Consider the following 26,473-nt stretch of genomic DNA (forward strand, 5'->3'; position numbering starts at 1 on the left):
GCTTGCAGGTTTCAGGTCGGATATATATGTGGTCGTCCGACCGAGCCCGTACCAGCGTGAATGAAGAGATAGAAAATGATTCCGAAGAAAAATAAGTAACATCAGGGGCAGGGGTGCGAAATGTAGGCTGGCAATATAACTGGAATGATATAGCTGAAAAGATGCAATTCTCTCGAGAAAAAGGTAGAATATCAGGGGATGGATATATGGAACTGGACAGAATTTTAGGTAGAAACGGCCAATCGATCTGCAAAGCGCTCAGTAATAGTGAGCTTATGGCGGAATTCTATCTCGCGGGCGGGACTGGGTTGGCACTACAGCTTGGGCACCGTAAGTCCTTTGACCTTGATTTTTTCCAAAAGGGCAAGGAAGAGAAAATCCGATTTTCCGAGATCTCCAGGGAGATCAACCGCCTTTTTGGGGTAAAGCGAGCAAGCCTGGAATTCAAACAGATTGATCAGGTCATCTGGAGCATCGACGGCGTGAAAGTGACTTTCCTGGCATATCCTTTCCCTCTTGTTTACCCCCTTGTGCCAGGCGGGTCAATCGCTGGAGAATTGGATGGCATCTTTTTAGCCTCGCAGCAGGAGATCGCTCTTATGAAAGCCTATGCCCTCGGGCGGCTGGCTACATTCAGAGATCACATCGACCTATATTTCCTCCTCCATCATCAGATAATCACTCTCGGCGACATTATCCAGGAGGCTGCCAGCAAATTCATCATCGACGGCGAAAGGGTATTCTCCGGTAGGCTATTCTTGGAACAACTAGCATATACACAAGATGTCGAGGATAAGGAGGCATCAATTAATCTGGTTACCGGGGAAGAGGGCATCTCGCACATAAAGGTGGAGAGATTCCTCAAGACCCAGGTGCAGCACTTTTTAGACCGGCATGTAATGAACAATGGGGGATCTGCTATATGAGACTCCCAGATTTTTTCGCAGACCTTTTCAAAAACTATGACTTCGATACTATTGACGATGAAAAGCACTACAAAATGATAATCAAGACCGTACTGTCCCGCGGGACCTTGGAACAGATTACCTGGTTATTCCAGCATTATGGCAAGGGGAAGGTCCGCGAGGTCTTTAGGGAAGATTATTACGGGTTGCGTACGTTACCCGAAGCTACACGAAGCCTCTGGGAATTGGCATTTATCGAAAAGCCACCGCAGGAAGACAATAGTCGGGCATCTCGATGGCGGTGCCGACGCCTGTCGGGAACGGAGACAGAGATATAGTCAACTTTTATGTAAATTATCTGTCATATGACATTACATTGAGCTGCCATAGGAAGGAATAGCAGACAAGATGAATAACGATCTAGGCCCGCCTCAACGCGCGAAACGATGCAGTCCTGCCTCTTTCGCAAGGCGGATTGCCTCTTCATATTCGCGTCTTGTCACAGGGCGATCGAGGGGAGGATATTCACGCGCACGGTATTCAGGGCGATACTGCGCCATAATATTGATATATGTATCACGTGAGATTTCTTCTGCGATGAATCGGACGATCTCAGAAGTCCCGGCCAGCCCTCCTGGCAGCACAAGGTGACGCACCAAAAGCCCGCGCACCGCAATGCCATCTTCATCGACTACCAGATCACCCACCTGCCTATGCATCTCTTTCAAAGCTGCCTTCACAACCCGTGGATAGTCTCGGGCCTTTGAAAGGCGAAGCCCCTCCTTGGGATCATTATACTTGATGTCCGGCATATAGATATCGACGACGCCATCGAGTATCTTCAGTGCCATGAGGGATTCATAGCCACCACAGTTATATACAAGTGGGAGTTCTAGTCCATCTTTGCAGGCGGTTAAAAGGGCGCTGAGTATATGAGGCATATAGTGTGTCGGAGTAACAAGGTTGATATTATGGCACCCCATCTCCTGGAGCTCGAGCATTATGCTGGCAAGTTTGGCCCCAGAGACCGTATGCCCCATGCGGAGATGGCTGATCTCCCAGTTCTGGCAAAAGACGCATTTCAGGTTACACCCGGTGAAGAATATTGTCCCAGAACCATGAGTGCCCACAAGAGGTTCTTCTTCACCGAAGTGAGGGCCATAACTCGAAATCTGTACGCTGTCATCGGATCTACATACTCCCAATTCCCCGGCAAGGCGATCGACTCCGCACTCGTGAGCGCATAAGTCGCACACCCTTAATCTTTCCCAGGCTTCATCCTTTCGTTTAGCCAGCTCGCCACTTTCCCAGAGTGCCCGATATGAACCTACATGCTTCATAAAACCTTCACCAACGCCGCCGCAGAATCTATGACGCTGTCGCAAGACTCGAAAGACTTATTTCGTGGCCAGGAATTCATGACCTATAGGAATCCCAATCGGTTCAAAGCATCCCTTACCTCTGATTCTGTAAGAGGTCGCGGATAGTTATACATGAATCCGCCTGGCGATTCATTATAATAAGGCCTATTACATCCAGGACATCCTGAGGTTTCAAATGGCTTTCCCGAATATAAAATGGAAACCAGATCCTCATTGGCCATGCCCCAATCGACGATTCTGCCATTTTCATCAAAAATGAACTGCTCTGCTCGCCTCAGATTTTTCACGATGAGCCACCTGGCAACCTGAATTCGCCTGTAAACGCAAGGATCCGGGGGGGACTCGCTCCCAAGGGGAGTTCCGGGCACCGGCGTGAATGCGAAAAGCCCCACAGTCACTCCAAAATCGTGGACCTCCTGAATTGCCTGGACCATTTCTCTTTCGCTTTCCCCGAGCCCTACTATCAGGTGAGTGCCAATCCGCCCCGGATACATACATGCCGCATGCTTCAACAATTCCATCATCTTGGTGCGGCTGCCGCCCTTGATCTCCCGAAAAAGGCTATCAGTAGGACAATCCTCGGCTATTCCAATTCTATCCGCTCCAAGGCTAAATAGCTCATGAATTTCCTCAAGGTTTGCCGGATACCAGGATATCGATACGGGCAATAGATCCGCTAATTCATCGAGAAGATGGCCTATTATCACCCTGCCCCTATTATTCCTGACCGTCTGGATGCAGGCGCGCTGAAACTTCCGAGCCCCACCGGTTTTATTTCCCGGGAAATCATCTAGAGCCTGCTTGATCGCGGCAACCACCTGCTCAACAGGAAATTCTGGCCAGGTTATCCGGGAAAGTAAGTCGCTCCTTCCTGCGCTGGTGCTGGCCTGAGGGCAGAACTTGCATATCCCGTGGCATCCACCAGGGGTCAAAAGGTAGGCCGTTGTAGGAGGCGCATCCATCCGGCCCCTTATAAGTCCAAGGGCGATGGCTGTCCCAAGAGACACACGAATTGAATCCTCCCGCACCAAGGATTCCTCCTGAGATTCTTGGCCCATCCGAGTCTTGTGACCATCGGGATTGATGCTTTGGACGACGCCGCAAGGAATAGCCCCCAAACCCTCCTGTAGTGCCGACATATATTCTACAGATTCGCCCCCTGCTCTTTGAGAATGTTCCTCAATTTGATACCATCTAACTCCCTGGGTTTGATATTTTGATTGACTGACAGGGCAGCTGCAGTTCCGGCAGCCTGGCCCAGGCTATAGCAATTAGGCTGTATCCTGATGGATGATTGTGCCTCAAATGTAGCTGAGATGCACCTGCCAGCCACCAGCAGACCATCTACCCCTTTTGGGACAAGGCACCTGTATGGGATCTCATGGTAATCTCCTTCCGGCACATTGCCATATTCGCAGCCCGTGGCCTCATCCCGCGATGCAGCCTCACTGGTTCTCGCCCTATGGATATCTATAGGATAGGCATTCCGAACGATCGCATCCGGGAACTTCCGTGCTTGCAGGACATCGCTCGCAGTCAATACATATTCACCGATGATGCGTCGAGATTCCCTCACCCCGACCATCGGAGCAACTGCCACAAGGTAAGCCTTTTCGCAGCCAGGGAGATATTTGCGGCAAAAATCGATCAGGCGCTTTATGGCCTTCCGCCCGTTGATTTGAGCCTGGGTCAAATGGAATACATCGGCTCCATTGACTTTGTCGGAAATTCTTGGACAATTGAAGGCAAGCTCTCCCGGGCGCCCGGGGACGGAAAATGCTTGAAAATAATCCCCGTCGCTCTCATCGAGTATTCCATCCTCCACTGCTTTCCGGAATATGGGTTCGAGTGCAGAACCTCTACCCCAGACCATGAATATGTGGAGACTGCCGCTAGATTGCGGTTCTCCGCCAATTGAAGTCCAGAATTCCGATAGCCTTGCTAAATTCACATTTCCCATTAGGAAACGGAGCGACATGGCCTGATTGGTCCCATGCGGAGGCCTGCCTGATTCAAAGGGAACTCCAGATTTGACGGCTATATCAGCATCACCGGTGGCATCTACCGTAACCTTACCATAGACAACCTGGCGACCCGACTTATTCTCCAGGATCAGCCCAACGAGATCGCAATTCTCAAGCACAACATCGGCAACGAAAGTATGGTAAAGAATTTCCACCCCTGATTCAAGAGCAAGTTCCTCTAGAACGAATTTCAGCATCTCGGGGTCGAACCAGTTCGGATCGGCAATCCCTCGTTCATCATTGGCCTCGTTCAGGCTTGATGCGAGCCTACCCTTAACCTCATCCAAGATTCCCCTATTCAAATCATCTGATCCTGCCCTGTTGAGCATGAGAGGTGTTACGAGGCTGCCACTGGCAGATCCGCCAAGAAACCCCAGCTGTTCGATGAGAAATGTCTTTGCGCCGTTCCTTGCCGCTGCCACAGCCGCCGCTACTCCCGCGGGCCCGCCCCCTCCTATGAGCACATCATATTTTCCAATAACAGGAATGCTCTTCCCCTTGTCTGAAAACAACTCGAATCCCATCTCCCAATCCCTCCCCCTCAAGAAATATCCCCCTACCCCTTGAAAAACGTGTAGAAGGTATGGGTCACCAAGCCCGAATTAAGTCTATGAGTTGACCATACGAGGTACGCCTGGTAACGGCGCGCTGGCGATGTTATTTCCCAACTCCAGACTTGGCCATCAGTAGATCCCATCGTGGTCCCCACTGCCTCATGAGGAATCCGGGTCCCATCCCACTCCCCGCTACTTCACTTCACGAGGGATTCCGGTCCCATTATACGGACCTATCTTGCTCCGTCATGAATTCAGACGAGGCCTCAGTCTCCGCCGCATCAGGAGGAAGAACGCAACATTCATCCCCCCAAATCACCCTGAGGCCCTGCTTTTCAGCCAGCATAACCGCCTCCAGGGCCGGGGCCACAATCCTGCTCACTCCCAACCGGACCGCGGCTTGATCTATCTCCGCGCGATATCTGCCTCTGGGTCTCATGCATCCCAGATATACTGGCGTCCCGGGCATCGCTTTCATGGCATATTGCATGACCTCAACAACTTCATTAACCGGTGGCGGAGAAATACCTGAGTATTTTGTTCCTAGGGTTGGGATGAGAACGAGAAAGACGATGGCCTCCGCGCCAAGCTGGCATAAAGCGTCAATAGCCGCATATTCACCCGAAACCTTGCCCCCGAGTAGTCCGACACAAATATGCGGTATAACACGCGCGGATTTTCTCAGCATTTGATAGGTCTGAATATAGTCATCGCCTGAACGCTGGATTCCATAGACCTCGCGAATCGTGGCGTCGTCCACAACAAAATCGAATGAAATGACAGAGGCCATAAGCGCTATCTCGCGCGCCTCCTCCCCGGTCACTAGGCCGACATGAAAGTTCAAGGAGAAATTTCTGGAGAGCTCAAGTAATTCCTGCTTATGCGACAAGACGGGAACACGCCCGGAAGGGTCACACCCGCCGCTTATTAGGCAGCTCTTGATGATTGTCGGATCTAGGGTATGCCAGAGGCCCGGGGGCAGCATGTGACGAAGATAATGCCCGCCACAATGAGCACAATTCAGGGAACACGCCCGGCCCGTGACACTAAGACTCGCTGTCTTTTTAGGATTTACGAACATCATGCCATTCATAGACTATACCACGGCGGAAATCCCCGCTTTCCGACATAGGGGAGAGCCGCCCCTCCTTTCAATTCGGTCGCGCTCCTATTTAATACCATCTATGAGCCCAAGACCCTGGCCACCTGTCCACTCTTTGGGCACTTTACGCATGGGGTTGTCCACTTTGTGGACAGACGCCCATCCCGCTGCGGCAGCACCATTAGAAGGATGAAAATGGCAGCGACCTATTTTCGGGGTAGCCCCCCATGCCGCCACGGCGCCACCATCAGTTTGGACGGGTCCACTGAGCAGCCTCGCAGCAAGGCTGCGTCCGGCGGAAGGGATATCGTCGCAACCCATTGCAGCAAGGTCGCATCCATCGGAAGGAACACTACTGACCCACTGCCGCATCCGACGGGACGGAGCCCGCATCTCCGCCGCCGGAACTCAGCTCTCCGGTCCTGCTTCCCTCTTCCATCTCAATTTCGGTCTCCTGGCAGCAGTCACTTCATCAAGCCGCCCGACAACCGTTGTATGGGGGGCGCTGCGTAGATACCCTGGATCATTCTTTGCTTTCTCCGCGATCTCCTTCATGGCGTCGCAAAATGCGTCCAGGGTCTCCATGCTCTCTGTCTCCGTAGGTTCTATCATCATAGCTTCCTTCACGATGAGCGGGAAATAGATAGTGGGAGCATGGAAACCGTAATCAAGAAGCGCCTTGGCAATATCAGAAGCATGAATCCCATGTTCCATCTGATTTTTCGCTGAAATCACAAACTCATGTTTACAATATCTATTATAAGGAAGGTGATAATGATCTTTCAGCTTTTTCTGTAAATAATTGGCATTCAAAACCGCAGCGTAGCTTGCATTCCTCAACCCGTCTGCCCCAAGGGCTCGAATATAAGCGTATGCCTTGACCATCACACTGAAATTCCCATAGAAGGATCTTACTCTACCCACACTGAGAGGGCGGTTAAAATCGAGATAATATGCCGGATCTCCATCCCCGGAGGAACTATCTTTTTCAACTGTGGGCACGGGAAGGAACGGTATCAGATCTTTCTTGACCCCTACTGGGCCACTGCCGGGTCCCCCGCCCCCGTGCGGAGTGGAGAATGTCTTATGCAGGTTGAAGTGCAAGACATCAAACCCCATGTCGCCAGGCCTCGTTATTCCCATAATGGCGTTCATATTGGCACCATCATAGTAGAGAAGGCCCCCTCTTTCATGAACGATCCTGGCAATCTCGGCGATATTCTCGTCGAAAAGGCCCAGCGTATTTGGGTTTGTCAGCATCAAGGCCGCCACAGAATCGTCCATCACTGAGCGCAATTCATTTACATCCACGCCCCCTCGTTCGTCTGACTTTACTTCAACGACCTGATACCCACAGAATGCTGCACTTGCAGGGTTGGTGCCATGGGCGGAATCCGGCACAATTACTTTTATCCGCTTGCCGCCCTCGCCTCTATGCTCATGGTAAGCGCGGATCATTAGAAGCCCCGTCAATTCACCATGCGCACCTGCCGCAGGCTGCAAAGTCACCGCATCCATCCCGCCGATTTCACATAGATATTGTTGCAGTTCATACATGAGCCGCAGCGCGCCCTGAACCAAATCAGCAGGTTCGTAAGGGTGAAGTGTGGTGAACCCCGGGAGGGAGGCTAGATATTCATTGACCTTCGGATTGTATTTCATTGTACATGACCCAAGCGGGTAAAATCCCACATCAACTCCATGATTCCTCTGGGAAAGGCGCACAAAGTGACGCACCACGTCAATCTCAGATACTTCCGGCAGGTCAGGCTCGCCCCTTCTCAGATAGTCCACTGGAATAAGTTCTTCTACTGCAGCGTCGTCAACATCGCACGGGGGAAGAGAATATCCCTTGCGCCCTGGAGTCGAAAGCTCGAAGATCACGGGTTCCCAGGACCTGCTTGTGTCCTGCTTACCAGCGAGGCATCCTTCCGGACTACTATTATTTTCAATTATACTCATGCCTGGTCCCCCTTTTCGCGCCCCTGAATGCTTTTATGCCTGGCCCCTTGTTCGTCCTCAAGAGCAAGTGCCCTAAGCTCCTCCGCAAGGCGGTCAATCTCATCTTTGGTGCGCTTCTCAGTTACCGCGATCATCAAGCCGTCCTGTAGTTCCTCCATTTCCGAGAATATACTGCCTAGATCGAGGCCGGCAAGTATACCATGTTCCTTGAGCCTGGTTACGACCGAGGACGGCGACATGGGACAGGAGACCACAAATTCCTTGAAAAATGGCGCATGATATTTGATGGAAAAACCAGAAATCGAGTCTATGGCCTTTGCTGCATAATGCGACTTCTGGACACAGAGACGTCCTATCTCCTTTATGCCGCTCTTCCCAAGGAGGGAAAGATATACAGTGGCAGCCAGAGCACACAAGGCCTCATTAGAGCAGATATTTGAAGTGGCCCTCTCCCGCCTGATATGCTGCTCACGAGCCTGGAGGGTCAAGACATAACCCCGCCGGCCTAGATTGTCTGTGGTCTCTCCGACTACCCGCCCTGGCATATTACGTATGAATTCGTTTCTGCACGTCAGAAAACCCAGATATGGTCCACCGAAATTGAGCGGATTTCCAAGGCCCTGGCCCTCACCGACAGCTATATCCGCGCCATATTCTCCAGGTGGGGATAGGATCCCAAGGGAGACAGGGTCTACACATGCTACGAATAGGGCCCCAGCCCGGTGGGCGATTTCCGACGCCGCTGCCATGGGTTCTATATAGCCGAGAAAATTCGGATTTTGTAATATCAAACATGCTGTCTCATTAGTTATGTGATCTCTGATGGCATCAAGGTCTGTCTGCCCTTCCTGAAAATCTATTTCCTTTATTGTCAACCCGAGGGCATGGGCATAAGTCCTGAGGACCGCGCGATACTCAGGGTGGACAGCCTTGGATACCATGATCTGGCCGCGCCGTGTTTGTCTGACTGACATTGTTGCAGCCTCAGCCATAGCCGTTGCTCCATCATACATGGAGGCATTACTTATTTCCATATCCGTTAACTCACACATAAGAGACTGATATTCGAATATCGACTGCAAGATGCCCTGGCTTACCTCAGCCTGGTATGGAGTATAAGCGGTATAAAATTCGGAGCGTCCAAGGATTTCAAAAACTGCCCGAGGAATGAAATGATCATACGAGCCTCCGCCCAGAAAACATACATAGTCATCCGCCCCATGGTTAAGTGCTGCAAGCCCCTGGACGTGTTTTATCACCTCATACTCCGACATTCCTGCCGGCAAGTTGAGTTCCCGGTTCAGCCAGAGAGCCGGGGAGATGTCAGAGAAAAGGTCCTCTATCGACTCCACGCCGATCTCGGAGAGCATCCGCTGCCGCTCCCTCTCTGTATTGGGAATATAGTTCAATTTCAGCTCTCCCCTCTCTTGACAAATACCTCATATTCAGTTGCACTCATGAGAGAGTTGAGTTCATCTTCGTTGGACATCTCGATGACCGCTATCCACCCCTCCCCGTATGGATCGTCGTTGACCAATTCTGGATGATTTTCTAATTTCTTGTTAGTCTCCACTACCTTACCACTCACAGGGGCGTAGACTATATCGGCTGTTTTCATCGAATCAATGTCCGCCAGGGTATCCCCTGCGCTCACCTGAATGCCTGTCGCTGGAAGGCCAAGGCCTACTACCGCGCCCAACTGATCTTGTGCGTGGCTCGTGATACCGATCGTCGCCCTATTCCCTTCCTTCCTTACCCATTCATGCCTCTTTGTATATTTCAAATCTTCAGGATACATATGACATGCATCTCCTCTCTTTTTCCTTGTATACGGCGGCTTCGGCCCGCCCACCGGTCCCCTGCCACCTGAATGTTCCTTGAAATTACCGCCTCACATTATGTTTCACAAAAGGCATCTTCACAATCTTGGCACCCACTGCTTTGTTCCTTATCATCACATATACTTCATTGCCCAATTGGGCTTCACCGATATCTACATACCCCATTCCTATTCCAATTTGGAGAGAAGGTGAAAATGTCCCACTTGTGAGGTGCCCTATCTTGACAGAATCCTTCATGATCTCGCAACCAGCTCTTGGCACTCCGCGCTCCATCAGCTGTATCCCTACAAGTCTCCGTGACAGCCCTTTCTCTTTCGCTGCGGCCAAAGATTCACGTCCCATGAATTCCCCCTTATCGAGTTTCACAACCCAGCCTAACCCCGCCTCATAGGGAATGGTAGACCCACTGATTTCATGACCATATAGAGGATAAGCGGCCTCGATGCGCAAGCTATCCCTTGCCCCAAGACCCGCAGGCATAAGTCCGAGCGATCCGCCTGCTCTCATTAGCGTTTCCCACAATCCCTCAGCATAGTGTCCATCAATATAGATTTCAAATCCATCTTCCCCAGTATAGCCAGTCCGGGAGATGATACACTTTACTTCATCTTTCGAGAAAGTTTCACGTGGAACATTTATTGTGGTTCGAATGCAATGATAGTACCTTACGGCAGATAGGTCTGCAGATACAATTTCACTCAGAATCCCTTGAGATAGCGGCCCTTGTATAGCTATTAATGCGGTGTCGGTCGAAACATCACGAATCTCTATATCCCCTGCAGCATGCGCTCTAATCCATTCCAGATCCTTCAGGGTATTGGCTGCATTGACAACTAGCATATAATGGTCCTCCAGCCGGTAGACCAAAAGATCATCTACTACTCCTCCATCGGGGTATAGCATCAGGGTATATTGAACTCCCCCCACATCGAGCAAAGATGCATCATTAGTTGTCAGGTTCTGAATGATCTTAAGGCCATCCTTCCCCCACACCTCGATCTCTCCCATATGACTCAGGTCAAAGATCCCAGCTTTTTGCCTGACATTTAGGTGCTCTTGCACTATATCTGTATACGATAGCGGCATCTCCCATCCTGCAAACTCAACCATCCTGGCGCCGGAACGAAGGTGTAGATCATATAGTGGAGTACGCTTAACCTCATTATCATGTCCCATAATATCGCCGCAAAATTAGAATCTGTGGGCTGATTGATACCCGGCAATGATGCCACGAACCGGGTTTCAATGTAGTCGATTATGTCGCTCACTGGGCGGCACAAGCGAAGTATGAAGACGGCGCCCGGCCATTCTCAAAGTAGACACCCACGCCGCCGTAGCGGCACCATCAGAATGATGAAAATCGCAGCGTACATTCTTCCACGTAGCTGGCCATATCGAGCGCGGGTCAGCATCATTGAAAGGATAAAAGTGGAATAGATCAGCCCTGCCAGCAGTAGGAACAGATTACGGCTTCTCCCCTTTCTTAGAAATTATGCTAATCTTTACAAATACTGAATGCATAGCCCCATATCCCATATATTCATGGCCGGGTCTGGGATTCGGGGGCGCGCTGTTTCGCGGTCACCAGCGCTCCAAAACGAACTAGATGCGCTCTCATGCCACCATAAGAGTTTCTATGACCATGACATAATATGTCAGGAACAAGTGCCTGGTCCAACCGGCTAAACCCGAACAATTACGTTAGGAATAGAAAAATGGGACAGAAAAGCAAGCAAAAATATCTACTGCCTGCTCCTCTGTCCCATAGCCTGAGAGATTCTGACAGTCTGGGGCGCGCATAATATTCAAAAAACTTTGTGCGCTAATTATGCGACCCAGACAGATTTCCCCGTCGGCGTCCTTGACTGCGTATCATCCAAAAGCCAAGGATTCTCTCCAGAGAATCATCCATCCCAGGTGTTTTTGCCTGAGAGTTTCAGGCGGCTGTGGCATAGCACAAACCCGCCCTTGCTCCTTCGGCGCCTGCTCGACCCGCGCCGCTTCGCGCACGGTCCTGCAGGACTCTCCCTCGGACTTCATCTGATTGAGCCCTATATTCACGATCCCATCATATATTATGCATCTCTTTCCCGATTCCTGCAATGCTCCGCTTCTCTGCCGCCATGATTCTCTGCCGCGCTTGTTCTCCGCAATCTCAACAAACACCTCGATCGTCGACTCTCACCGCTGAGTTGTTGTAAGTTGTTGCAGGATCCCGGGCAGATTTTCCGCTCGCCCCAACAAGCATCTCAATCAGCGACTCTCACCGTTGCCACAGGGATATGTGATTTTACTGGGAACCATTCAAATATCAGATTGAGAACTATTCCAAAGACAGCCGCAGTGGCGATGGCAGGCAGCCTCAGATTGCCTATCATAATCATGCCATTGGGCATGGCCGCGCCGCCAAGGCCAATGATGAGGATTGTAGCGACGACAGCCAGGTTTCTCGCGGAGAACAGGTCGAGCCTTTCCGAAATCATGATGGCCACGCCCTGTGCGCCGATTACTCCGAACAAATAAACCGACACTCCTCCAATGACCGCCCTCGGGATTGTGTTGACTATGCCGGCGATATGCCCAAAAAAGCCCATGATGATTGCAATGATAGCCGCGGTCATTAGCACAGGAACGGAGAAATTATTTGTGATGGCCATGAGTGAGTTGTTCTCACCATAATTTGTTCCCGCTGGTCCTCCAACAAACCCGGCGATCATGTCTCCCATTCCGTCACCTATCAGATTATCGCCAAGAAGCGACCTGATCTTGTATTCCTTTTTGCGTCCAAGGCGTTTGGCAAGGTTGTTAACGTAAAGGTCGATCTGGAATAGATGAGCCGTAGATTCTGGAATTGTCGCGATGGCCACGGGAGCGATGGCTGCGATAGCCATGAGCCCATAAGAATTCAAGGCTGGCAAAGTAAAGTGGGGGATTGAAAAGAATTTCGCCGCTGTAAACGGGGTGAAATCAACTTGCCCCATTAGGAGCGCTACGACATACCCTAGCATGACACCGAAGAGGACAGGGAGCTGCCCAAGAGTCCCCCTGAGATACACCGAAAATAAGATGGTAGATATGAGAGTTGCGCCGGAAATGATCCAGTTTTTAGATGCATCACCCATTGCCGCAGATGCAAGAGAAAGACCAATAATAATGGCGACCGGACCGGTGACAGATGGCGGGAGTATGCGCTTGATCATCTCCGGGCCTCCCTTCTTGATTAGGAACCCTGCAATTACACTCACCAGACCTGATGCCACGATACCGGTCTGCGCGGCCTGAATGCCTGCCACTTTGCTGCCAGTCAAGCCGGCTACAACGCCGACCACCCCTGAAACAGCCGCAATATAGGAAAAACTCGAGCCATAATAGAGGGGAATACGACGTCCCGTAATCAAGAGGAATCCCAAGGTTGCCATACCGCTAGCTGCAATGGTGACACCAACATCGAAACCGGTGATGATAGCTACGAGGACTGTCGCGGGGAACATCACTATGATCTGCTGGAGGGCGAAGATGATCATCTTACCAAAAGGTGGAGTATCATCCGGCAAATATCCCATTGCCTTTTGAGGTTCTTTTGACATTGAATCTGACCTCCTTGATAGGCTTGTCCGTAGTCCGCTATCGCCCAGAGGTCCACCGTCGCACAAAAAAACTTCCTGCCCGCCGGCAAGAAGTAGTTGCTGAAGTTGCGGTTTTGTGACTACTCTTGCTGGACTCGCTGGACCAGCCTTAAAAAGTATTCTCCCAAACAGAAATATTACACCTTTCCATAGTAGGCTGTCAAAGGAAAAGCGAACCAGTGGGAAGATGAACCAATTCTTCCAGCGCAAGCTGGCGAAGATCTCTTACTCCCGTCCGGAATGATCACGCATCCCAAACAGCTTTGCCAGAGCCTCTAGCTCGGCACGATGCTCAAACAATGCGCAGGCAGAATGCGTATTTGCGGCAGTGTTCGTCGCAGCGAAACCGTAGCAAGCCCCCGCTTCCCTGAGAAGTCCAAAGGCACGTAGGGCAGCATTATGCGCGCCAGGCCGGCGCCTCTCGTCCGTTTCAACAAGATCCGTCAAGATGGCCGCTCAGATAGATTATATTTACCATTGGAGAATGTGTGTTGTCGGCAGATAGCCGAATAAAAGAGGAAATAGAAAAGTAGATTTCTATAACCCATTATGAGACATTGTGAGATCATTTACCGCTAGAGGGGATGGTTACCTTTAAAATGGTGCGCAGGTATTGGGGGTGATACTTGGCAAGGAATAGGAGACCGGCAATCTTGTCGGACCACCACGGATCCTGTCCCTTTGAGTCTAACCCAACCCTTTGAGCAAACAAGGAAAAAGTAGCATCGTCAAGGAGGCATAGAGTATATGAAGGTGATGAATAACAGTCTGAGGGGCGCGATATGGAAGGCATTATTGTATGCCGCTGTACTAGCTTTGTTCATCCCCTTCCCGACACAGGCTAGCTCTTACAAAGAGGCGCCAGCCTTATCACAGCTTGTCAATCAGGGAAAACTTCCTCCAGTCGACAAAAGACTACCGGAAAAACCGATGATCATAAAGCCGCTTGAGAAGGTCGGAGAATATGGCGGGACACTTAGAATGGGGACCATTGTCGCCAACAGCATCCATGGCCCACATGTGATATTCATGGGAGAAGGCATCTTGCGTTTCGACAGTGACTATAAGAGCATAATCCCAAATGTTGCGGAATCCTATAACCTGTCCAAAGACGGGAAAATCCTTACCATCAAACTGCGAAAAGGCATAAAGTGGTCTGATGGCGTACCATTCACTGCTGATGATATTCTCTTTTGGTGGGAAGACATAGCGCTAAACACAGAGTTGTCGCCAGCAGGCCCGGATAGGCGAGCCTGGTGCCCCGGCGGCAAACCTATGAAATTGAAGAAGATAGATGACTATACCATAGAGCTGCAATTCGAGGTCTCCCACCCGCTGATATTAAACAGGCTCGCGCATGGCTATGGCATGGGCATGGTTGACTACCCGAAGCACTACCTCAAGCAATTCCACCCCAAGTATACGTCGATGGATAAAATCAAGAAGATGGTGAAGGAGAGCAAGGCCTTTGATTACTGGTACCAACTATTCTGGGACAAAGCAAGAATGAATTTCGGTGTTGCAATGAACCCCGAATGCCCGTCACTGGAAGCGTTTGTTTTGAAACATCAGGAGCCTGGCCGGCTTGTATTTGACAGGAATCCATATTATTGGAAGACCGATACGGCCGGGAACCAGTTGCCGTATATCGATCGCATAGAGATTAAGAAAGCCTCAGATATCACCGCAGTAAATTCCTGGATCATAACGGGGCAAGTGGACTTCGACGGTTTCCATACCACGCTACAAAGGCTTGCAACCTACAAACAATCCGAGGGGAAGGGCGATTACAGGATTCTTCTTTACAAGGGAACGTTCGGCACTGAGGTATTGATTCAATTCAACCAGACAATAGGAGACCCCGTGCTCCGGAAGATCTTCCAGGATCTCAGATTCCGCAAAGCTATGTCCCTGGCCATTAACAGGGACGAAATCAACAAAGTCCTGTACCATGGACTTGGCGAACCGCGCAATGCCACGGTCCTTCCAATCTGCAACGCATATGAAGAGGCATTCGCGAAGGCGTATGCTCAATACGATCCTAAAGAAGCCAATAGGCTCCTAGATGAGATGGGGTTGAACAAGAAGGATGCCAGTGGGTTTAGGCTGCGCCCTGATGGCAAGAGGCTCTCTCTCATAATAGAGTATTGCGAATCAGATACTCCGAAGACCCCTACCTTGGAACTAGTTAAAGAATATTGGAACGCCGTTGGAGTCCAGACTGATTTGAAGCTCATTAGCAATACACTCGAATCTCAACGGGCCATGGCAAACCAGATTCAGGTCGGCATTCACCATGCTGATAGATCTACAGATCCTCTATTCTTTCACGAACCCTTCTGGTATGCCCCCATCAATCATGGATGGGAACAGAATACCTGGGTCTTATGGGCACAGTGGTATGTGACTGGGGGGAAAGCCGGAGAGAAACCACCTGAGCATGTGATGAAGCTGATAGACGCTTATGATAAGATGCAGCGTACCACCAATGAACGCGAAAGAATCGAGCTAGCGAAATTCTTGCTAAAGCAGCAGGCGGAAAATCTATGGGTCCTGGGTACCGTAGGGAATGCTCCTTACGTTTTGATCGTCAAGAACAATCTGCGCAATGTGCCGGAGAAAGGTTATTGGGGCTGGGATGGGTACTTCGGGTACCCGTATTACCCAGAGCAGTTCTATTTTGAGACGTCTAGATGACGTTACTCCGGGATTCGCCAGAGCTACCGGCCGCGATGAAGCGCTCATCCGAGAGATATCGGGAGGGTCTGGCTTCAACGGACCCTCCTGAACTCAGGAAAGGAGGGAATCCCTATGACGACATACATAATCCGCCGGCTCATTTATATGATCGTCCTTCTCTTTGGCATCTCTGTCATATCATTTATCGTAATTCAGCTTCCTCCTGGGGACTACCTGACGACCTATATCCTCCAGCTCCAATCCCGTGGAACTGTAGTAGATGAATCCCTTATTGCAAGTCTCAAAGCATACTATGGGCTGGACCAGCCCATGCTGTACCAGTATGCTAAGTGGATCAGGAACATCCTCATATATGGAGATTTTGGAAGATCGTTTGAATGGAATAAATCCGTTGGTTTCTTGCTGGCTCAGAGACTCCCCTTGACTCTGGTAGTTTCCATAAGCAGCCTCATCTTTACCTATCTTCTCGCGGTTCCAATAGGGGTTTTCTCAGCGGTAAGACGATACTCAGCCTGGGACTATGTATTCACATTTTTGGGATTTGTCGGCTTGTCAGTTCCCAGCTTCTTGTTGGCGCTTATTCTCATGTTTGTATTCTATAACGCCTTTGGAATCACAGTGGGAGGCCTGTTCTCCCAGCAATTCATAGATGCCCCCTGGAGCTGGGCCAAAGTTGTAGACCTTATAAATCATCTCTGGGTTCCAATGATAGTGCTGGGCCTTGGAGGCACGGCAGGCATCATTAGGGTTCTCAGAGCCACCATGCTAGATGAGTTGAATAAAGACTATGTTAAGGTAGCCCGTTCAAAGGGTCTGCCTGAGTGGAAAGTCATATTAAGGCACCCAGTGAGAATAGCTATCAATCCGATAATAAGCACAATAGGATGGACGTTGCCCGATATATTCTCAGGAGCCACAATTGTATCAGTAGTGCTAAACTTGCCCACAACTGGACCATTATTGTTGCAGGCATTACTTTCCCAGGATATGTTTTTGGCGGGAAGCTTCATATTGATTCTGTCAATTCTTACAGTCATTGGCACATTCATTTCAGACATCCTCCTGGCATGGTTGGATCCGAGAATCAGGTATGAGTAGAGGTGGTCGAGAAGTGGCCAAGACTATGAATAAGAGTCGCTCGCTGTCTCAGTCGCAACTCATGTGGATACGGTTTAGAAAACACAGGCTGGCCATGGTTGGCCTATGGATCATGGCTGCGCTCTATATATTGGCTATTTTTGCTGAATTTTGGGCCCCTTACAGCCCCTTGCAACGCTTTTCTGAGTATGTATACTGTCCACCCCAGCGGTTTCACTTTATTGATGAGAAGGGCAGATTTCATCTCCGGCCATTCATATATGGGTTGAAGTCAGAGTTTGACCTGGAGAAATTTGCCACAATTTATAAGGAGGATAAAAGCAAGAAATATTTCCTTCGATTCTTTACGCAAGGAAGCGAGTATAAGCTAATTGGTCTCTTCAAGACGAATATACATTTCCTCGGAGTCGATAATGGAGGGACGATGTTTCTCCTCGGCACCGATGATCTTGGGCGCGATCTCCTATCAAGGATCATACATGGAGCGCGCATTTCTCTATCTATTGGGCTTGTCGGCGTCTTCCTCAGTTTGATTATTGGTCTTATCCTTGGGGGAATTTCCGGGTTGTTGGGGGGTATTACTGACGACATCATTCAAAGGATAATAGAACTTCTGAGATCTATCCCCCATATTCCTCTTTGGATGGGAATAAGTGCTGCCCTGCCTGCGAACTGGTCTCCTCTCAGAATTTATTTTGGAATCACCATCATCTTATCATTTCTGGGTTGGACTGGAATCGCTCGGGTAGTCCGGAGCAAATTCTTCTCCCTCAGAGAAGAAGATTTTGTGCTGGCTGCCTATGCGGCCGGAGCTAGCGAATGGCGCATCATCACGAAACATCTTATCCCTTCATTCATAAGTTATGTCATCGTAAATGTGACGATATCAATACCTGGGATGATCCTGGGAGAGACCTCACTAAGTTTTTTAGGGCTGGGACTCCGGCCTCCAGTGGTCAGCTGGGGCGTACTCCTGCAGCAGGCCCAGAATATCTCAGCCATCAATACCTACCCATGGCTACTTTCCCCGGCTGCCTTTGTCGTCATAAGCGTGTTGGCATTTAATTTTATAGGTGATGGCCTGAGAGACGCCGCCGACCCATACAGCCATTAAAGCTGGGCACCCATGTTAAGCAAGGGGGTACGACCTGATGCGCGATTTTCAAGAACAAATCAAGCCCCGGGATACCTTGCTCGATATCCAGGATCTTAAGACTTATTTCAGAACCGAGTACGGGCTAGTTAAGGCAGTTGACGGAGCGAGTTTGACTATCAAGAAAGGGAAAGCCCTTGGGGTCGTTGGAGAGAGTGGATGCGGCAAAAGCGTGACCGCGCTGTCTATAATGCAGTTGATATCCCCGCCCGGGAAGATTGTTGATGGACATATTTACTATTACAAGAGTGACAATGGGCCGATAGATATTGTCCCATTGCTGCCAAATGGAGCCAAGATGCGCGGCATCCGTGGCAAGGAAATCTCCATGATATTCCAGGAACCCATGACATCGTTAAACCCATTATACACGATAGGAGAGCAAATCGTTGAAAGCCTGCTGGTGGACAACATGACCAGGGAGCAAGCCCGCAAAAATGCTATAAAAATGCTGGATCTAGTCGGCATTCCTTCACCAGAGCAAAGGGTAGATGAATATCCGCACCAGCTGAGTGGAGGAATGCGGCAGCGCGCGATGATAGCCATGGCACTTTGCCGCTATCCAAAACTCCTCATAGCAGATGAACCAACAACCGCCCTTGACGTTACCTTACAGGCGCAGATCCTTATTCTTATGCGGGAGCTCCAGGAAGAGCTTGGCATGTCGATTATGATAATTACACATGATCTTGGTGTGGTGGCGGAAATAGCTGATGAAGTCGTGGTCATGTATATGGGCAAGGATGTGGAATTTGGAACAGTAAGACAGATATTCCAGAATCCGAAGCATCCATATACCATAGGACTTCTAAATTCTATTCCCATCATCGGACCAGAAATAAAGAAATGGCTGGAACCGATTCAAGGACTTCCGCCAAGCCCATATGAATTGCCTGAGGGCTGCTATTTTGGCCCCAGATGTTCATATGCAACCCCGCAGTGCAAAATCGAGCCTCACAAGGTAGAAATCGAAACTAACCATTATGTCAAGTGTTGGCTCTACACTCAGGATGGTAAAGAAACCGGGGACGCCCCATAAAGTGCCGCGGTTTCACTGGCTCCATGATCAGGAAGGTGGGGAATCATGAAAGAGATCGAGAGGGATCCGAACATCCTATTGGAAATAGAAAATCTGAAGAAGCATTTCCCAATTAAAAAGGGCCTATTGAGAAGGACCGTCGGCTATGTAAGGGCTGTCGACGGGGTGAGTCTTTCAATCAAGTCTGGCGAGTGCCTGGGACTCGTTGGGGAAAGCGGATGCGGCAAAACCACCTTAGGCCGCTGCGTGATTCGCCTGCTTGATCCAACGGAGGGGCACATCTACTTCCGAACTAAAGAAGGGCAGGTCATAGATCTAGCCCCGCTTACCAGGCGGGAGATGAAGCCTTTCCGGAAAGATATTCAGATTATCTTCCAGGACCCATTTTCTTCGCTGAATTCCCGGATGAGAATTGAGGAGGTTATTGCTGAACCATTAATAGTCAATGGGATAGGCAATCGAGACCAGAGAAGAGAGAGGGTTCGCGAACTGCTTGAGGCAGTAGGGCTCTTACCAGAATATATGGAGCGTTATCCACATGAATTCAGTGGTGGACAGCGCCAGCGTATAGGAATAGCGCGCGCCCTCGCGCTGGAACCGCGTCTAGTCATATGTGATGAACCGGTCTCGGCGTTGGATGTTTCCATCAGAGCCCAGGTCATCAATTTGCTCAGGGCCCTTCAGCTAGAAAAGAAGCTCACTTACCTGTTTATCGCGCACGATCTCAGTGTTATCGAGCATATAAGCGATAGGGTGGCGGTCATGTACCTGGGAAAAATCCTTGAAACAGCTGATGCTGAAACCCTTTACCAGCGCCCAAGGCATCCATACACTGAGGCGCTAATGTCAGTGATACCAATGCCGAACCCGCAGAGGAGACTCAAAAAGGAAATGCTCCTATGGGGAGACGTTCCTACCCCCATAGACCCACCGAGCGGATGCTATTTCCATACCAGGTGTAGATATGTCAAGGAAATCTGCAAGGTCGAAGAACCTGCCCTCCGGGCCCTGGAAGGCCCCGAAGGTGAGCACTTTGTGGCATGTCACAGGGCAGACGAACTCGAACTCTCCTCAGCTGGGACCCTCACAAACTATGCGAGCTGAGAAGCCTATTAGCTGAGCAAGGGCGCAGGGAGAGGCGAAGTATCGTCTAGCGAAAGTCCGTCGTCTTTCCTGGCTCATCTGGGGCGCAAGGAAGGGCACGATGAGACCTTCCCCGCGCCCGCGCGAACATATTCCGCTTTCGGGGTAGCCCCCATGCCGCCCTTAGCCGGCACCAACGAAGGATGAAAACCGTAGCGCACATTTTTCAGAGTGGGTTTCTATTCGAGCGGCGGAAGCGCGAATTCATCTCCTGTAGCATGGACCCATTCCTCAAGGCGATCTTGAAGCCTTTTCCGTTCATGGCGAAACCGGGTATTGTGGGCCAAATTTACCTGCTCATAGGGGTCTTCGTTCAGGTTGAACATCAGCCAGGGCTGCCCTTCCAGCACGATGTATTTCCATCCATCATGCGTCACTATGCCACGCCAAACGCGATCGACGCTATCCCCGTGCCATGTAGGCACACATAGCTGAAGATATGCGGAATCTGGTTCTTCTGGGACAGCGCGCCCTCGCGTCACATAACCCGAATAATCTTGGCCCTGCATCCAAGCAGGTTTATCGATGCCGCACAAACCAAGGGTCGTAGGCGCGATATCAACATGGTTTAGTGGGATAGGATGCCGACCGCGCTTCATATAATAAAACGGCCGTCCCCCTCCGATGATGAAAGGTATGCTGATTGCCTCTTCCCACGGGGCTGTCTTACGGAATTGGCCATGAGATCCATGAAGGTCGCCATGATCGCTGAAAAAGACTATGTAGGTATTCCATGACAATCCTTCCTCCTCGAGCGCCTGGCGAATACGCCCCAGATTCCAATCCAGATTCTCTATCATCGAATAATAGCCTGCCAGCTCGCGCCGAGCCTGTTCAACTACCCAAGGTACATTGGGAACATTAGGGCGCAATATCACTTGACCAGGCGTATGACGTGCCATCCATTCCGGCGGCGCCACGTAGGGATCATGAGGGGGCTGCACAGAAAGAACCGCGAAAAAGGGCTTCCCGGTCCCTTTCCTGGACTCCTCTCCCCGTTCTCTAAGGTATTTGATGAAGATATCCGTCAAGGCATTAGTCTCATAGCCTGGCAGACGGTAATGAACGGCTTAATAAAGTTCGAGGCCCTATTACCCGAGGGCCGGGAACCGCTAAGTAATCCCTCATCTCGCTGGTCATGCCGCGTCTACCACACGCCAGGAATATGAAGTCGCACATGTTCAAGAAGAAACTGCATTTATCCTTCGAAGTACGCTTCCCGCGGCAAATTCCCGAGAGCCCGTTCCTCTTCCCATCCAGGCGCCTCCTGCCCCCGGATATGCCCTGAGAGCAGCGGATCATCAGTCTGGCGCATCCATTGCTCAAGAACCTGCCGGAGTTCCTGCACAGTCTCCTGGTAGGCGGGATCGCCGATGAGATTCTCCATCTCAAGTGGATCCTTGTCCAGATCATATAGCTCTTCCTGGACATATGGCCTGCTATAGAATTCCTGGCGCACGGCCCGGCCTGAAAGTCCCTGGTGAATGTCCAAGGGGATATAGATGCCACAGGCCTGAGTGAAATGTCTTATGAACTTGTAGCGCCGGGTTCTTATACCCCTCATTGGGCGATAAAGATCATGCCATGTGAGTTCGCAGAAAAGGCGCTCCCGGCCTGCGTATGGAAGTCCCCTGAGGAGCGGCAAGAAGGAACGTCCGTCGAGATTTTCCGGGGCTCGAATGCAGGCTATATCCAGGAGAGTAGGAAGGAGGTCTATGTTGCATAGAAGCTCTCGATATACGCTACCAGGCCTTATATTCCCCGGCCATCGCATGAGAAGCGCTGTCTCGAGCCCGGGATCATAAAGCGTACCCTTCGCCCGCGGGAACGCAATCCCGTGGTCGGTGGTATAAATGACAAGGGTATTTTCAGCGAGTTCCCTCGTGTCCAATGCCTCCAATATGAGTCCAACACCGTCATCCGCCGCCCGCACGGTTCCTTGAAATTCAGCGATATCCCGGCGTATGTCAGGCAGATCCGGCAAATATGGCGGGACTTCCACGCGATCCGGGTCATCCGAAGTATACCATGGCCTGTCAAAAGGACGATGTGTCTCAGTGAAGCCCACCATGGCAAAGAAGGGGGTTTCTTTCCTCCAGTTTCTTAGGAAATCGACTACCTGCGGCGCTACAGTCTGAGCCCGGTGGTCCCATTTGACCTGCGCTATGTGATCATACCCCAATGAAGCGGGATCCTGGGCTTCATGCTGGAAACCAAATAGGTATGTATCATATCCTGCCTCTCTGAGAAACATGGGTAGTGTCTTCTCTCCCGGATTGAGGCCGAAGCCCAGGTGCGCGAGTCCCATGAGCCCATTTATATGTGGATATCGTCCGGTGAGGATGCTCCCCCGACTTGGACTACACTGCGGAGCAGGGCAGAAATATGAATCAAAACGCGCCCCCTCCTCTGCCAACCTATCGAGGTTGGGGGTATCTACTTTCCTCCCATAACATCCAAGATGCCGGCCTGTATCATGAGTTATTATCATCAATATGTTTGGAAGCTGATGATTTGATTGACTTGACGTCAAGGACCTTTCCTCCTTACCCCAAGAATGAGTCGCCATTATTTTCACCCTCCCAATGTCGCCGCCATGGCGGCATGGGAGTCTAGCTCGGAAATGGACTGCCGCTGTGATGACACCGCCGAGAGGACGGCATGGAGGTCTCACCTAAAAGGCGGCATGGATGACTACCTCGGCATATTCTTTCTATAAGTTCCTCGGCAAAGCGCCTGAGGGTGAGTTCAAGTAGGTCAGCTATATCTCTATATTCTAAAATCAGATTCTGCTTTTCAGCCCGGATTTTCTTCTGGCCATGGAGCTCACCCTCTCGGATCGATGAGCATATCGTCAATCAAGATAAGGGGTGCATCCAGGCTTAGTCCTATAGTTGGCGAATTCTAAAGGGATTTCCCCGCCCGCGTCTTCAATGGCGCGGTCCAACATCCTCCGGCAGATGTCGGGGCATTCAGCGGCAAGGTTGAGCTGCAGATTTGGATCATCATTATAAGCGTATAATAGCGCCCCCTCTCCCCATATGTTGGCGTTGAACCACCATTGATCATCTATGACAGTTATGAGCGGACCCCAAGCTATAGTCACATAGTAGCGAGTGGGAACTTCAGAGGAGAGGACCGCTGGCCAAAAATCAATCCCGTCCATTTTTTGATCCGGCTCAACTCCTACCATTTTCAATAAGGTAGTCGTCAGGTCATAGTTATAGACCAATTTGTCACAGGTGGTGCCGGCCCCTTCACCTTTGGGGTGCCGGACCATCAGCACCAAATCAGCTACTGCTTTTGTCATGGGATGGCCCTGTTTGCTAATTAGCCCCTTGTCGCCCGGGTCATGCCCGAGGTTATGGCCATGATCGCTGATGACTGCCACGACCGTGTCCTCAAGACGACCTGTCAGTCTAAGAGTCTCCATGAAATAACCAAACCAGCGATCAACCAGGGTTACCTCGCCGGCGTAATTGGCCTGGAGGCGCTTGACCTCCCTGGGCGAAAGACGGCCCTTCCAAGGGGCATAGAGGGATTGTATAACATCCGCAACATCGTCGTCGGGGTCGTAAAGTCGCCGATAAGCTGGCGGAGGATCCCATGGCTCGTGAGGGTCAAAAGAGTCAACCACTAGCAAGAATTTCTCAGCATCCTGATTATCGACCAACCACCGGGATGCTTCCATAAACACCCGGGCAGGATAGTAATCGGTTTCAGTTATCCGATATGCATTGTTGGTAAGGTACTTTCTTAGGAACCGCGCCAACCTGGGGTCATCGTCAAGCGGGTGGTTCATATGACAGCTAATCTCCGCATCCGCCACCCGCGGACCGGTCTTGTAAGGATCCGTCTCCTGGCCACGGACCCATATCCATTCATCAAATCCTCGATGGAAATTCTTCGACGGCTTGAATTGATGATAGGTGTCAGTGATGAAGGCTGAACGGTAACCATGTTGGCTCAGGATCTCAGCCAGGGTATCTTGCTCTTCAGGAATCGGTCCCCAGCCGGGCGCTCCGCTGAAATCTCCCTTGTAATCCCTATGGCCGCGAAATGGATAAGTCCGCTTTCCCGTATGCAGGGCCCTACGCACTGGCAAGGTAGGCAATGACTCAGGATAGGCCCTGGTGAACACAGTAGCTTCTCTCGCAAATGCGTCCAGATTCGGTGTCTGAATCCAATCATTGCCATAGGCCCCGACGTGATCCTTACGTAGCGTATCGAAGATTACAAGTATGATATTCATCTTTGATGCTCCTCCCGGTTTCAATGATCCCGGTAACTCTGGAATGTTATCTGGTCCCCCCATATTGACTCTCTAATTTATCCGCATGATACCCCCGCCCGGTCTCCCGCAGCCTCTTGCAATATTCCGCAAGAAAATTCCCCCGCACATGGTAAGGCCCTCCCTCGCGGATCACAGTCCACATGGGATCTTGTTGGACCTCAGAGCTGGCCATCATGTCACCATGCCAAAGCTCCAGATATGCCAAGCCCTGGTTGACGATATCTGGACGCTCTCCAGCTAGATTTTGCGTCTCATGGGGATCTTCCTCAACATTGAAAAGCATAAGCGGCGGGAAATCCTTTAGTCCATCGTGGTATGTTCTTATCAAGATCCATGGGCCAAAGCGGACTCCTCTCTGGCAGCTCCACGCGCACTGGCTGACCACGAGGTAGTCCCGTCCATTCTCTTCGCCGGTTCGCAGGCTCGAAGCAAAGCTCCTTCCATCCCACAACGTGGGAGCAGTTCCACCTAATAATTCTATGAGAGTGGGCGCAAGGTCCAGCTGATAGTGAAGCGCAGAATCAACCCCGCCTTTTGTCAGGCCAGGCCACCGAATTATGAGAGGAACACGACAGGTGATATAATCCGCTGTCTGGTGATCGCCATAGACATTAAGCTCACCCAGATTTTCGCCGTGGTCAGAACTGACAATGATAATGGTTTCATCTAATACCCCTTGCTCGTCAAGAGCCTGCAGGATCTTTCCTACATATTCGTCTGCGTATCGAATTCCCGTGTCATAACCGTCGATACATCGCTTAAAATCCTGAATAGAGGTTATTTCAGGGACCTCACGCGGCAATAGCTGCCTGCTGCCCCATCCCCTTACCTCATGAGCGCTCATCGGCCCATAGCTGTTGTACTGCTGGCGAATCACTTCTTCGGTGAGCCAGCTGGGAGGTGGGTCCTTCTCGAAGGGATTCCCATATTCTAGGGGCGTTCGATAAGGGGTATGCGGATCCCACATGTTTACATGAAGAAACCAGTTGTCTTTACGGCCGTTATTCTTGATCCATTCCAACGCTATGGGAGCCACTTCATCCGCTCGCTCTCCTCCCCTCTTGCCCGTGTTATGCATCTCATTGAATCCCTGATAAAAATGCCATGCCGCATGCCTTTCAGCAAACGGACTGACCGATACGGTGTAGAAACCGAGTTTCCTGAGCGCCATAGCTAATGAGATGCGGTCCTCCGACACTCCGAAACCTCTTGATTCTCCCTGAAGGATCAAGTCCGCGGCTGTGCCGCCGTGTCCGACGACACCAGTATGAATACCAAAACGCCCTGTCGAGAAAAATGCTGTGCGAGAAGGCAAACACGGAACATCTGAAGCGTAACAATTGGTAAAACGGATCCCTTCGGAGGCTATAAGATCGATATTTGGGGAAGTATTGCGCGGATAGCCATAGCAGCCTAAATGGTCCGGTCTTAAGGTGTCTATATCAATGTAAAGAATGCGCACTCCGACAACACGTCTCCTTTCTACCTTTCGGATGGCTGTCGCTAAAATCACAAACCAAGCTTCTGATCCCCCCTCTTCCCCGAACCCGAGGTAAACCCGAGATTAATTGGTTCATCGCATAAATATATTCTACCTGACTTGCAGATCTCCTCCCGAGTGAATTCACAAATCCCTGACAATGTGAAAAA

21 protein-coding genes, 1 pseudogene and 1 riboswitch are annotated in these 26,473 nt (G+C 50.6%); of the genes and pseudogenes, 7 read left to right on the forward strand and 15 right to left on the reverse strand.

Annotated elements, in window-relative coordinates:
* Positions 1 to 206: 206 nt before the first annotated feature.
* Together HPY52_13120 and HPY52_13125 are read left to right on the forward strand one after the other, a co-directional pair.
* Positions 207 to 926 carry a nucleotidyl transferase AbiEii/AbiGii toxin family protein gene (locus tag HPY52_13120; protein NPV81191.1) on the forward strand — a complete coding sequence of 240 codons (720 nt, stop codon included), beginning with the start codon at positions 207 to 209 and terminating at the stop codon, positions 924 to 926.
* On the forward strand, positions 923 to 1,243 hold the full coding sequence (locus tag HPY52_13125) for a hypothetical protein (GenBank protein ID NPV81192.1): 321 nt from the start codon (positions 923 to 925) through the stop codon (positions 1,241 to 1,243). The genes HPY52_13120 and HPY52_13125 overlap by 4 nt, the downstream gene beginning before the upstream one ends.
* A gap of 93 nt (positions 1,244 to 1,336) precedes the next feature.
* On the opposite strand, the gene HPY52_13130 is transcribed toward HPY52_13125, so the two are convergent.
* From HPY52_13130 to HPY52_13180, 11 genes and pseudogenes are all read right to left on the reverse strand, one after another.
* The gene (locus HPY52_13130; protein ID NPV81193.1) at positions 1,337 to 2,245 is read right to left on the reverse strand and encodes a radical SAM protein; all 909 of its coding nucleotides are present in this window, start codon (positions 2,243 to 2,245) and stop codon (positions 1,337 to 1,339) included.
* Between the two features lie 83 nt (positions 2,246 to 2,328).
* Positions 2,329 to 3,315, reverse strand: coding sequence for a radical SAM protein (locus tag HPY52_13135; GenBank protein NPV81194.1), 987 nt, complete (start codon positions 3,313 to 3,315; stop codon positions 2,329 to 2,331).
* 116 nt (positions 3,316 to 3,431) lie between these two features.
* A complete protein-coding gene (locus HPY52_13140) occupies positions 3,432 to 4,835 on the reverse strand; it encodes an FAD-dependent oxidoreductase (GenBank protein NPV81195.1) in 1,404 nt (467 codons plus the stop codon).
* Between the two features lie 319 nt (positions 4,836 to 5,154).
* A pseudogene (locus tag HPY52_13145) lies at positions 5,155 to 5,949 on the reverse strand (radical SAM protein).
* An 84-nt stretch (positions 5,950 to 6,033) separates the two neighbouring features.
* Positions 6,034 to 6,339 (reverse strand): hypothetical protein, encoded by a 306-nt coding sequence (locus tag HPY52_13150; GenBank protein ID NPV81196.1) that lies wholly within the window; start codon positions 6,337 to 6,339, stop codon positions 6,034 to 6,036.
* A 36-nt stretch (positions 6,340 to 6,375) separates the two neighbouring features.
* A complete protein-coding gene (gene gcvPB / locus HPY52_13155; GenBank protein ID NPV81197.1) occupies positions 6,376 to 7,929 on the reverse strand; it encodes an aminomethyl-transferring glycine dehydrogenase subunit GcvPB in 1,554 nt (517 codons plus the stop codon).
* Positions 7,926 to 9,338, reverse strand: coding sequence for an aminomethyl-transferring glycine dehydrogenase subunit GcvPA (gcvPA, locus tag HPY52_13160; protein ID NPV81198.1), 1,413 nt, complete (start codon positions 9,336 to 9,338; stop codon positions 7,926 to 7,928). The genes gcvPB and gcvPA overlap by 4 nt, the downstream gene beginning before the upstream one ends.
* 2 nt (positions 9,339 to 9,340) lie before the next feature.
* A complete protein-coding gene (gene gcvH / locus HPY52_13165) occupies positions 9,341 to 9,727 on the reverse strand; it encodes a glycine cleavage system protein GcvH (GenBank protein ID NPV81199.1) in 387 nt (128 codons plus the stop codon).
* An 85-nt stretch (positions 9,728 to 9,812) separates the two neighbouring features.
* Complete coding sequence (gene gcvT, locus HPY52_13170; GenBank protein ID NPV81200.1) at positions 9,813 to 10,946, reverse strand: glycine cleavage system aminomethyltransferase GcvT; 1,134 nt, start codon at positions 10,944 to 10,946, stop codon at positions 9,813 to 9,815.
* A gap of 729 nt (positions 10,947 to 11,675) precedes the next feature.
* A riboswitch (glycine riboswitch) is annotated at positions 11,676 to 11,810 on the reverse strand.
* Positions 11,811 to 12,019: 209 nt separating this feature from the next.
* Positions 12,020 to 13,357, reverse strand: coding sequence for a xanthine permease (locus HPY52_13175; GenBank protein ID NPV81201.1), 1,338 nt, complete (start codon positions 13,355 to 13,357; stop codon positions 12,020 to 12,022).
* Positions 13,358 to 13,621: 264 nt separating this feature from the next.
* Positions 13,622 to 13,843, reverse strand: coding sequence for a hypothetical protein (locus HPY52_13180; protein ID NPV81202.1), 222 nt, complete (start codon positions 13,841 to 13,843; stop codon positions 13,622 to 13,624).
* Positions 13,844 to 14,143: 300 nt separating this feature from the next.
* Between HPY52_13180 and HPY52_13185 the strand changes: the two genes are divergently transcribed.
* The 5 genes from HPY52_13185 (at position 14,144) to HPY52_13205 (ending at position 20,490) form a co-directional block, all read left to right on the forward strand.
* On the forward strand, positions 14,144 to 16,093 hold the full coding sequence (locus tag HPY52_13185; GenBank protein NPV81203.1) for an ABC transporter substrate-binding protein: 1,950 nt from the start codon (positions 14,144 to 14,146) through the stop codon (positions 16,091 to 16,093).
* 114 nt (positions 16,094 to 16,207) lie between these two features.
* Entirely contained in the window at positions 16,208 to 17,194 is a 987-nt protein-coding gene (locus HPY52_13190; protein ID NPV81204.1) for an ABC transporter permease, read from the forward strand.
* A gap of 25 nt (positions 17,195 to 17,219) precedes the next feature.
* The gene (locus HPY52_13195) at positions 17,220 to 18,308 is read left to right on the forward strand and encodes an ABC transporter permease (protein ID NPV81205.1); all 1,089 of its coding nucleotides are present in this window, start codon (positions 17,220 to 17,222) and stop codon (positions 18,306 to 18,308) included.
* Positions 18,309 to 18,345: 37 nt separating this feature from the next.
* Complete coding sequence (locus tag HPY52_13200; protein NPV81206.1) at positions 18,346 to 19,386, forward strand: ABC transporter ATP-binding protein; 1,041 nt, start codon at positions 18,346 to 18,348, stop codon at positions 19,384 to 19,386.
* Positions 19,387 to 19,431: 45 nt separating this feature from the next.
* A complete protein-coding gene (locus tag HPY52_13205) occupies positions 19,432 to 20,490 on the forward strand; it encodes an ATP-binding cassette domain-containing protein (protein ID NPV81207.1) in 1,059 nt (352 codons plus the stop codon).
* 218 nt (positions 20,491 to 20,708) lie between these two features.
* Here HPY52_13205 and HPY52_13210 read toward each other — a convergent pair whose 3' ends face one another.
* The 4 genes from HPY52_13210 to HPY52_13225 all read right to left on the reverse strand — a co-directional run bounded on the left by HPY52_13210 (position 20,709) and on the right by HPY52_13225 (position 26,285).
* Positions 20,709 to 21,560, reverse strand: coding sequence for a sulfatase-like hydrolase/transferase (locus HPY52_13210; GenBank protein NPV81208.1), 852 nt, complete (start codon positions 21,558 to 21,560; stop codon positions 20,709 to 20,711).
* Positions 21,561 to 21,727: 167 nt separating this feature from the next.
* Entirely contained in the window at positions 21,728 to 23,098 is a 1,371-nt protein-coding gene (locus tag HPY52_13215) for a sulfatase (protein ID NPV81209.1), read from the reverse strand.
* A 285-nt stretch (positions 23,099 to 23,383) separates the two neighbouring features.
* Positions 23,384 to 24,781, reverse strand: coding sequence for a sulfatase (locus HPY52_13220; GenBank protein ID NPV81210.1), 1,398 nt, complete (start codon positions 24,779 to 24,781; stop codon positions 23,384 to 23,386).
* A gap of 46 nt (positions 24,782 to 24,827) precedes the next feature.
* Positions 24,828 to 26,285: a sulfatase gene (locus HPY52_13225; GenBank protein NPV81211.1), complete on the reverse strand. Its 1,458-nt coding sequence runs from the start codon at positions 26,283 to 26,285 to the stop codon at positions 24,828 to 24,830.
* Positions 26,286 to 26,473 lie beyond the last annotated feature (188 nt).

It is taken from the genome of Bacillota bacterium, assembly GCA_013178415.1.
In the GTDB taxonomy this organism is placed as follows: Bacteria; Bacillota; SHA-98; order Ch115; family Ch115; genus Ch115.

What these genes read in the sequence shown, in the direction of transcription:
- gcvT (NPV81200.1), bottom strand. Translation starts at nt 10,946, where the DNA reads ATGGGACATGATAATGAGGTTAAGCGTACTCCACTATATGATCTACAC.
- HPY52_13140 (NPV81195.1), bottom strand. Translation starts at nt 4,835, where the DNA reads ATGGGATTCGAGTTGTTTTCAGACAAGGGGAAGAGCATTCCTGTTATT.
- HPY52_13195 (NPV81205.1), top strand. Translation starts at nt 17,220, where the DNA reads ATGAATAAGAGTCGCTCGCTGTCTCAGTCGCAACTCATGTGGATACGG.
- HPY52_13205 (NPV81207.1), top strand. Translation starts at nt 19,432, where the DNA reads ATGAAAGAGATCGAGAGGGATCCGAACATCCTATTGGAAATAGAAAAT.
- HPY52_13130 (NPV81193.1), bottom strand. Translation starts at nt 2,245, where the DNA reads ATGAAGCATGTAGGTTCATATCGGGCACTCTGGGAAAGTGGCGAGCTG.
- HPY52_13120 (NPV81191.1), top strand. Translation starts at nt 207, where the DNA reads ATGGAACTGGACAGAATTTTAGGTAGAAACGGCCAATCGATCTGCAAA.
- HPY52_13215 (NPV81209.1), bottom strand. Translation starts at nt 23,098, where the DNA reads ATGGCGACTCATTCTTGGGGTAAGGAGGAAAGGTCCTTGACGTCAAGT.
- HPY52_13175 (NPV81201.1), bottom strand. Translation starts at nt 13,357, where the DNA reads ATGTCAAAAGAACCTCAAAAGGCAATGGGATATTTGCCGGATGATACT.
- HPY52_13150 (NPV81196.1), bottom strand. Translation starts at nt 6,339, where the DNA reads ATGCGGCAGTGGGTCAGTAGTGTTCCTTCCGATGGATGCGACCTTGCT.
- HPY52_13200 (NPV81206.1), top strand. Translation starts at nt 18,346, where the DNA reads ATGCGCGATTTTCAAGAACAAATCAAGCCCCGGGATACCTTGCTCGAT.
- HPY52_13185 (NPV81203.1), top strand. Translation starts at nt 14,144, where the DNA reads ATGAAGGTGATGAATAACAGTCTGAGGGGCGCGATATGGAAGGCATTA.
- gcvPB (NPV81197.1), bottom strand. Translation starts at nt 7,929, where the DNA reads ATGAGTATAATTGAAAATAATAGTAGTCCGGAAGGATGCCTCGCTGGT.
- HPY52_13190 (NPV81204.1), top strand. Translation starts at nt 16,208, where the DNA reads ATGACGACATACATAATCCGCCGGCTCATTTATATGATCGTCCTTCTC.
- HPY52_13125 (NPV81192.1), top strand. Translation starts at nt 923, where the DNA reads ATGAGACTCCCAGATTTTTTCGCAGACCTTTTCAAAAACTATGACTTC.
- gcvH (NPV81199.1), bottom strand. Translation starts at nt 9,727, where the DNA reads ATGTATCCTGAAGATTTGAAATATACAAAGAGGCATGAATGGGTAAGG.
- HPY52_13220 (NPV81210.1), bottom strand. Translation starts at nt 24,781, where the DNA reads ATGAATATCATACTTGTAATCTTCGATACGCTACGTAAGGATCACGTC.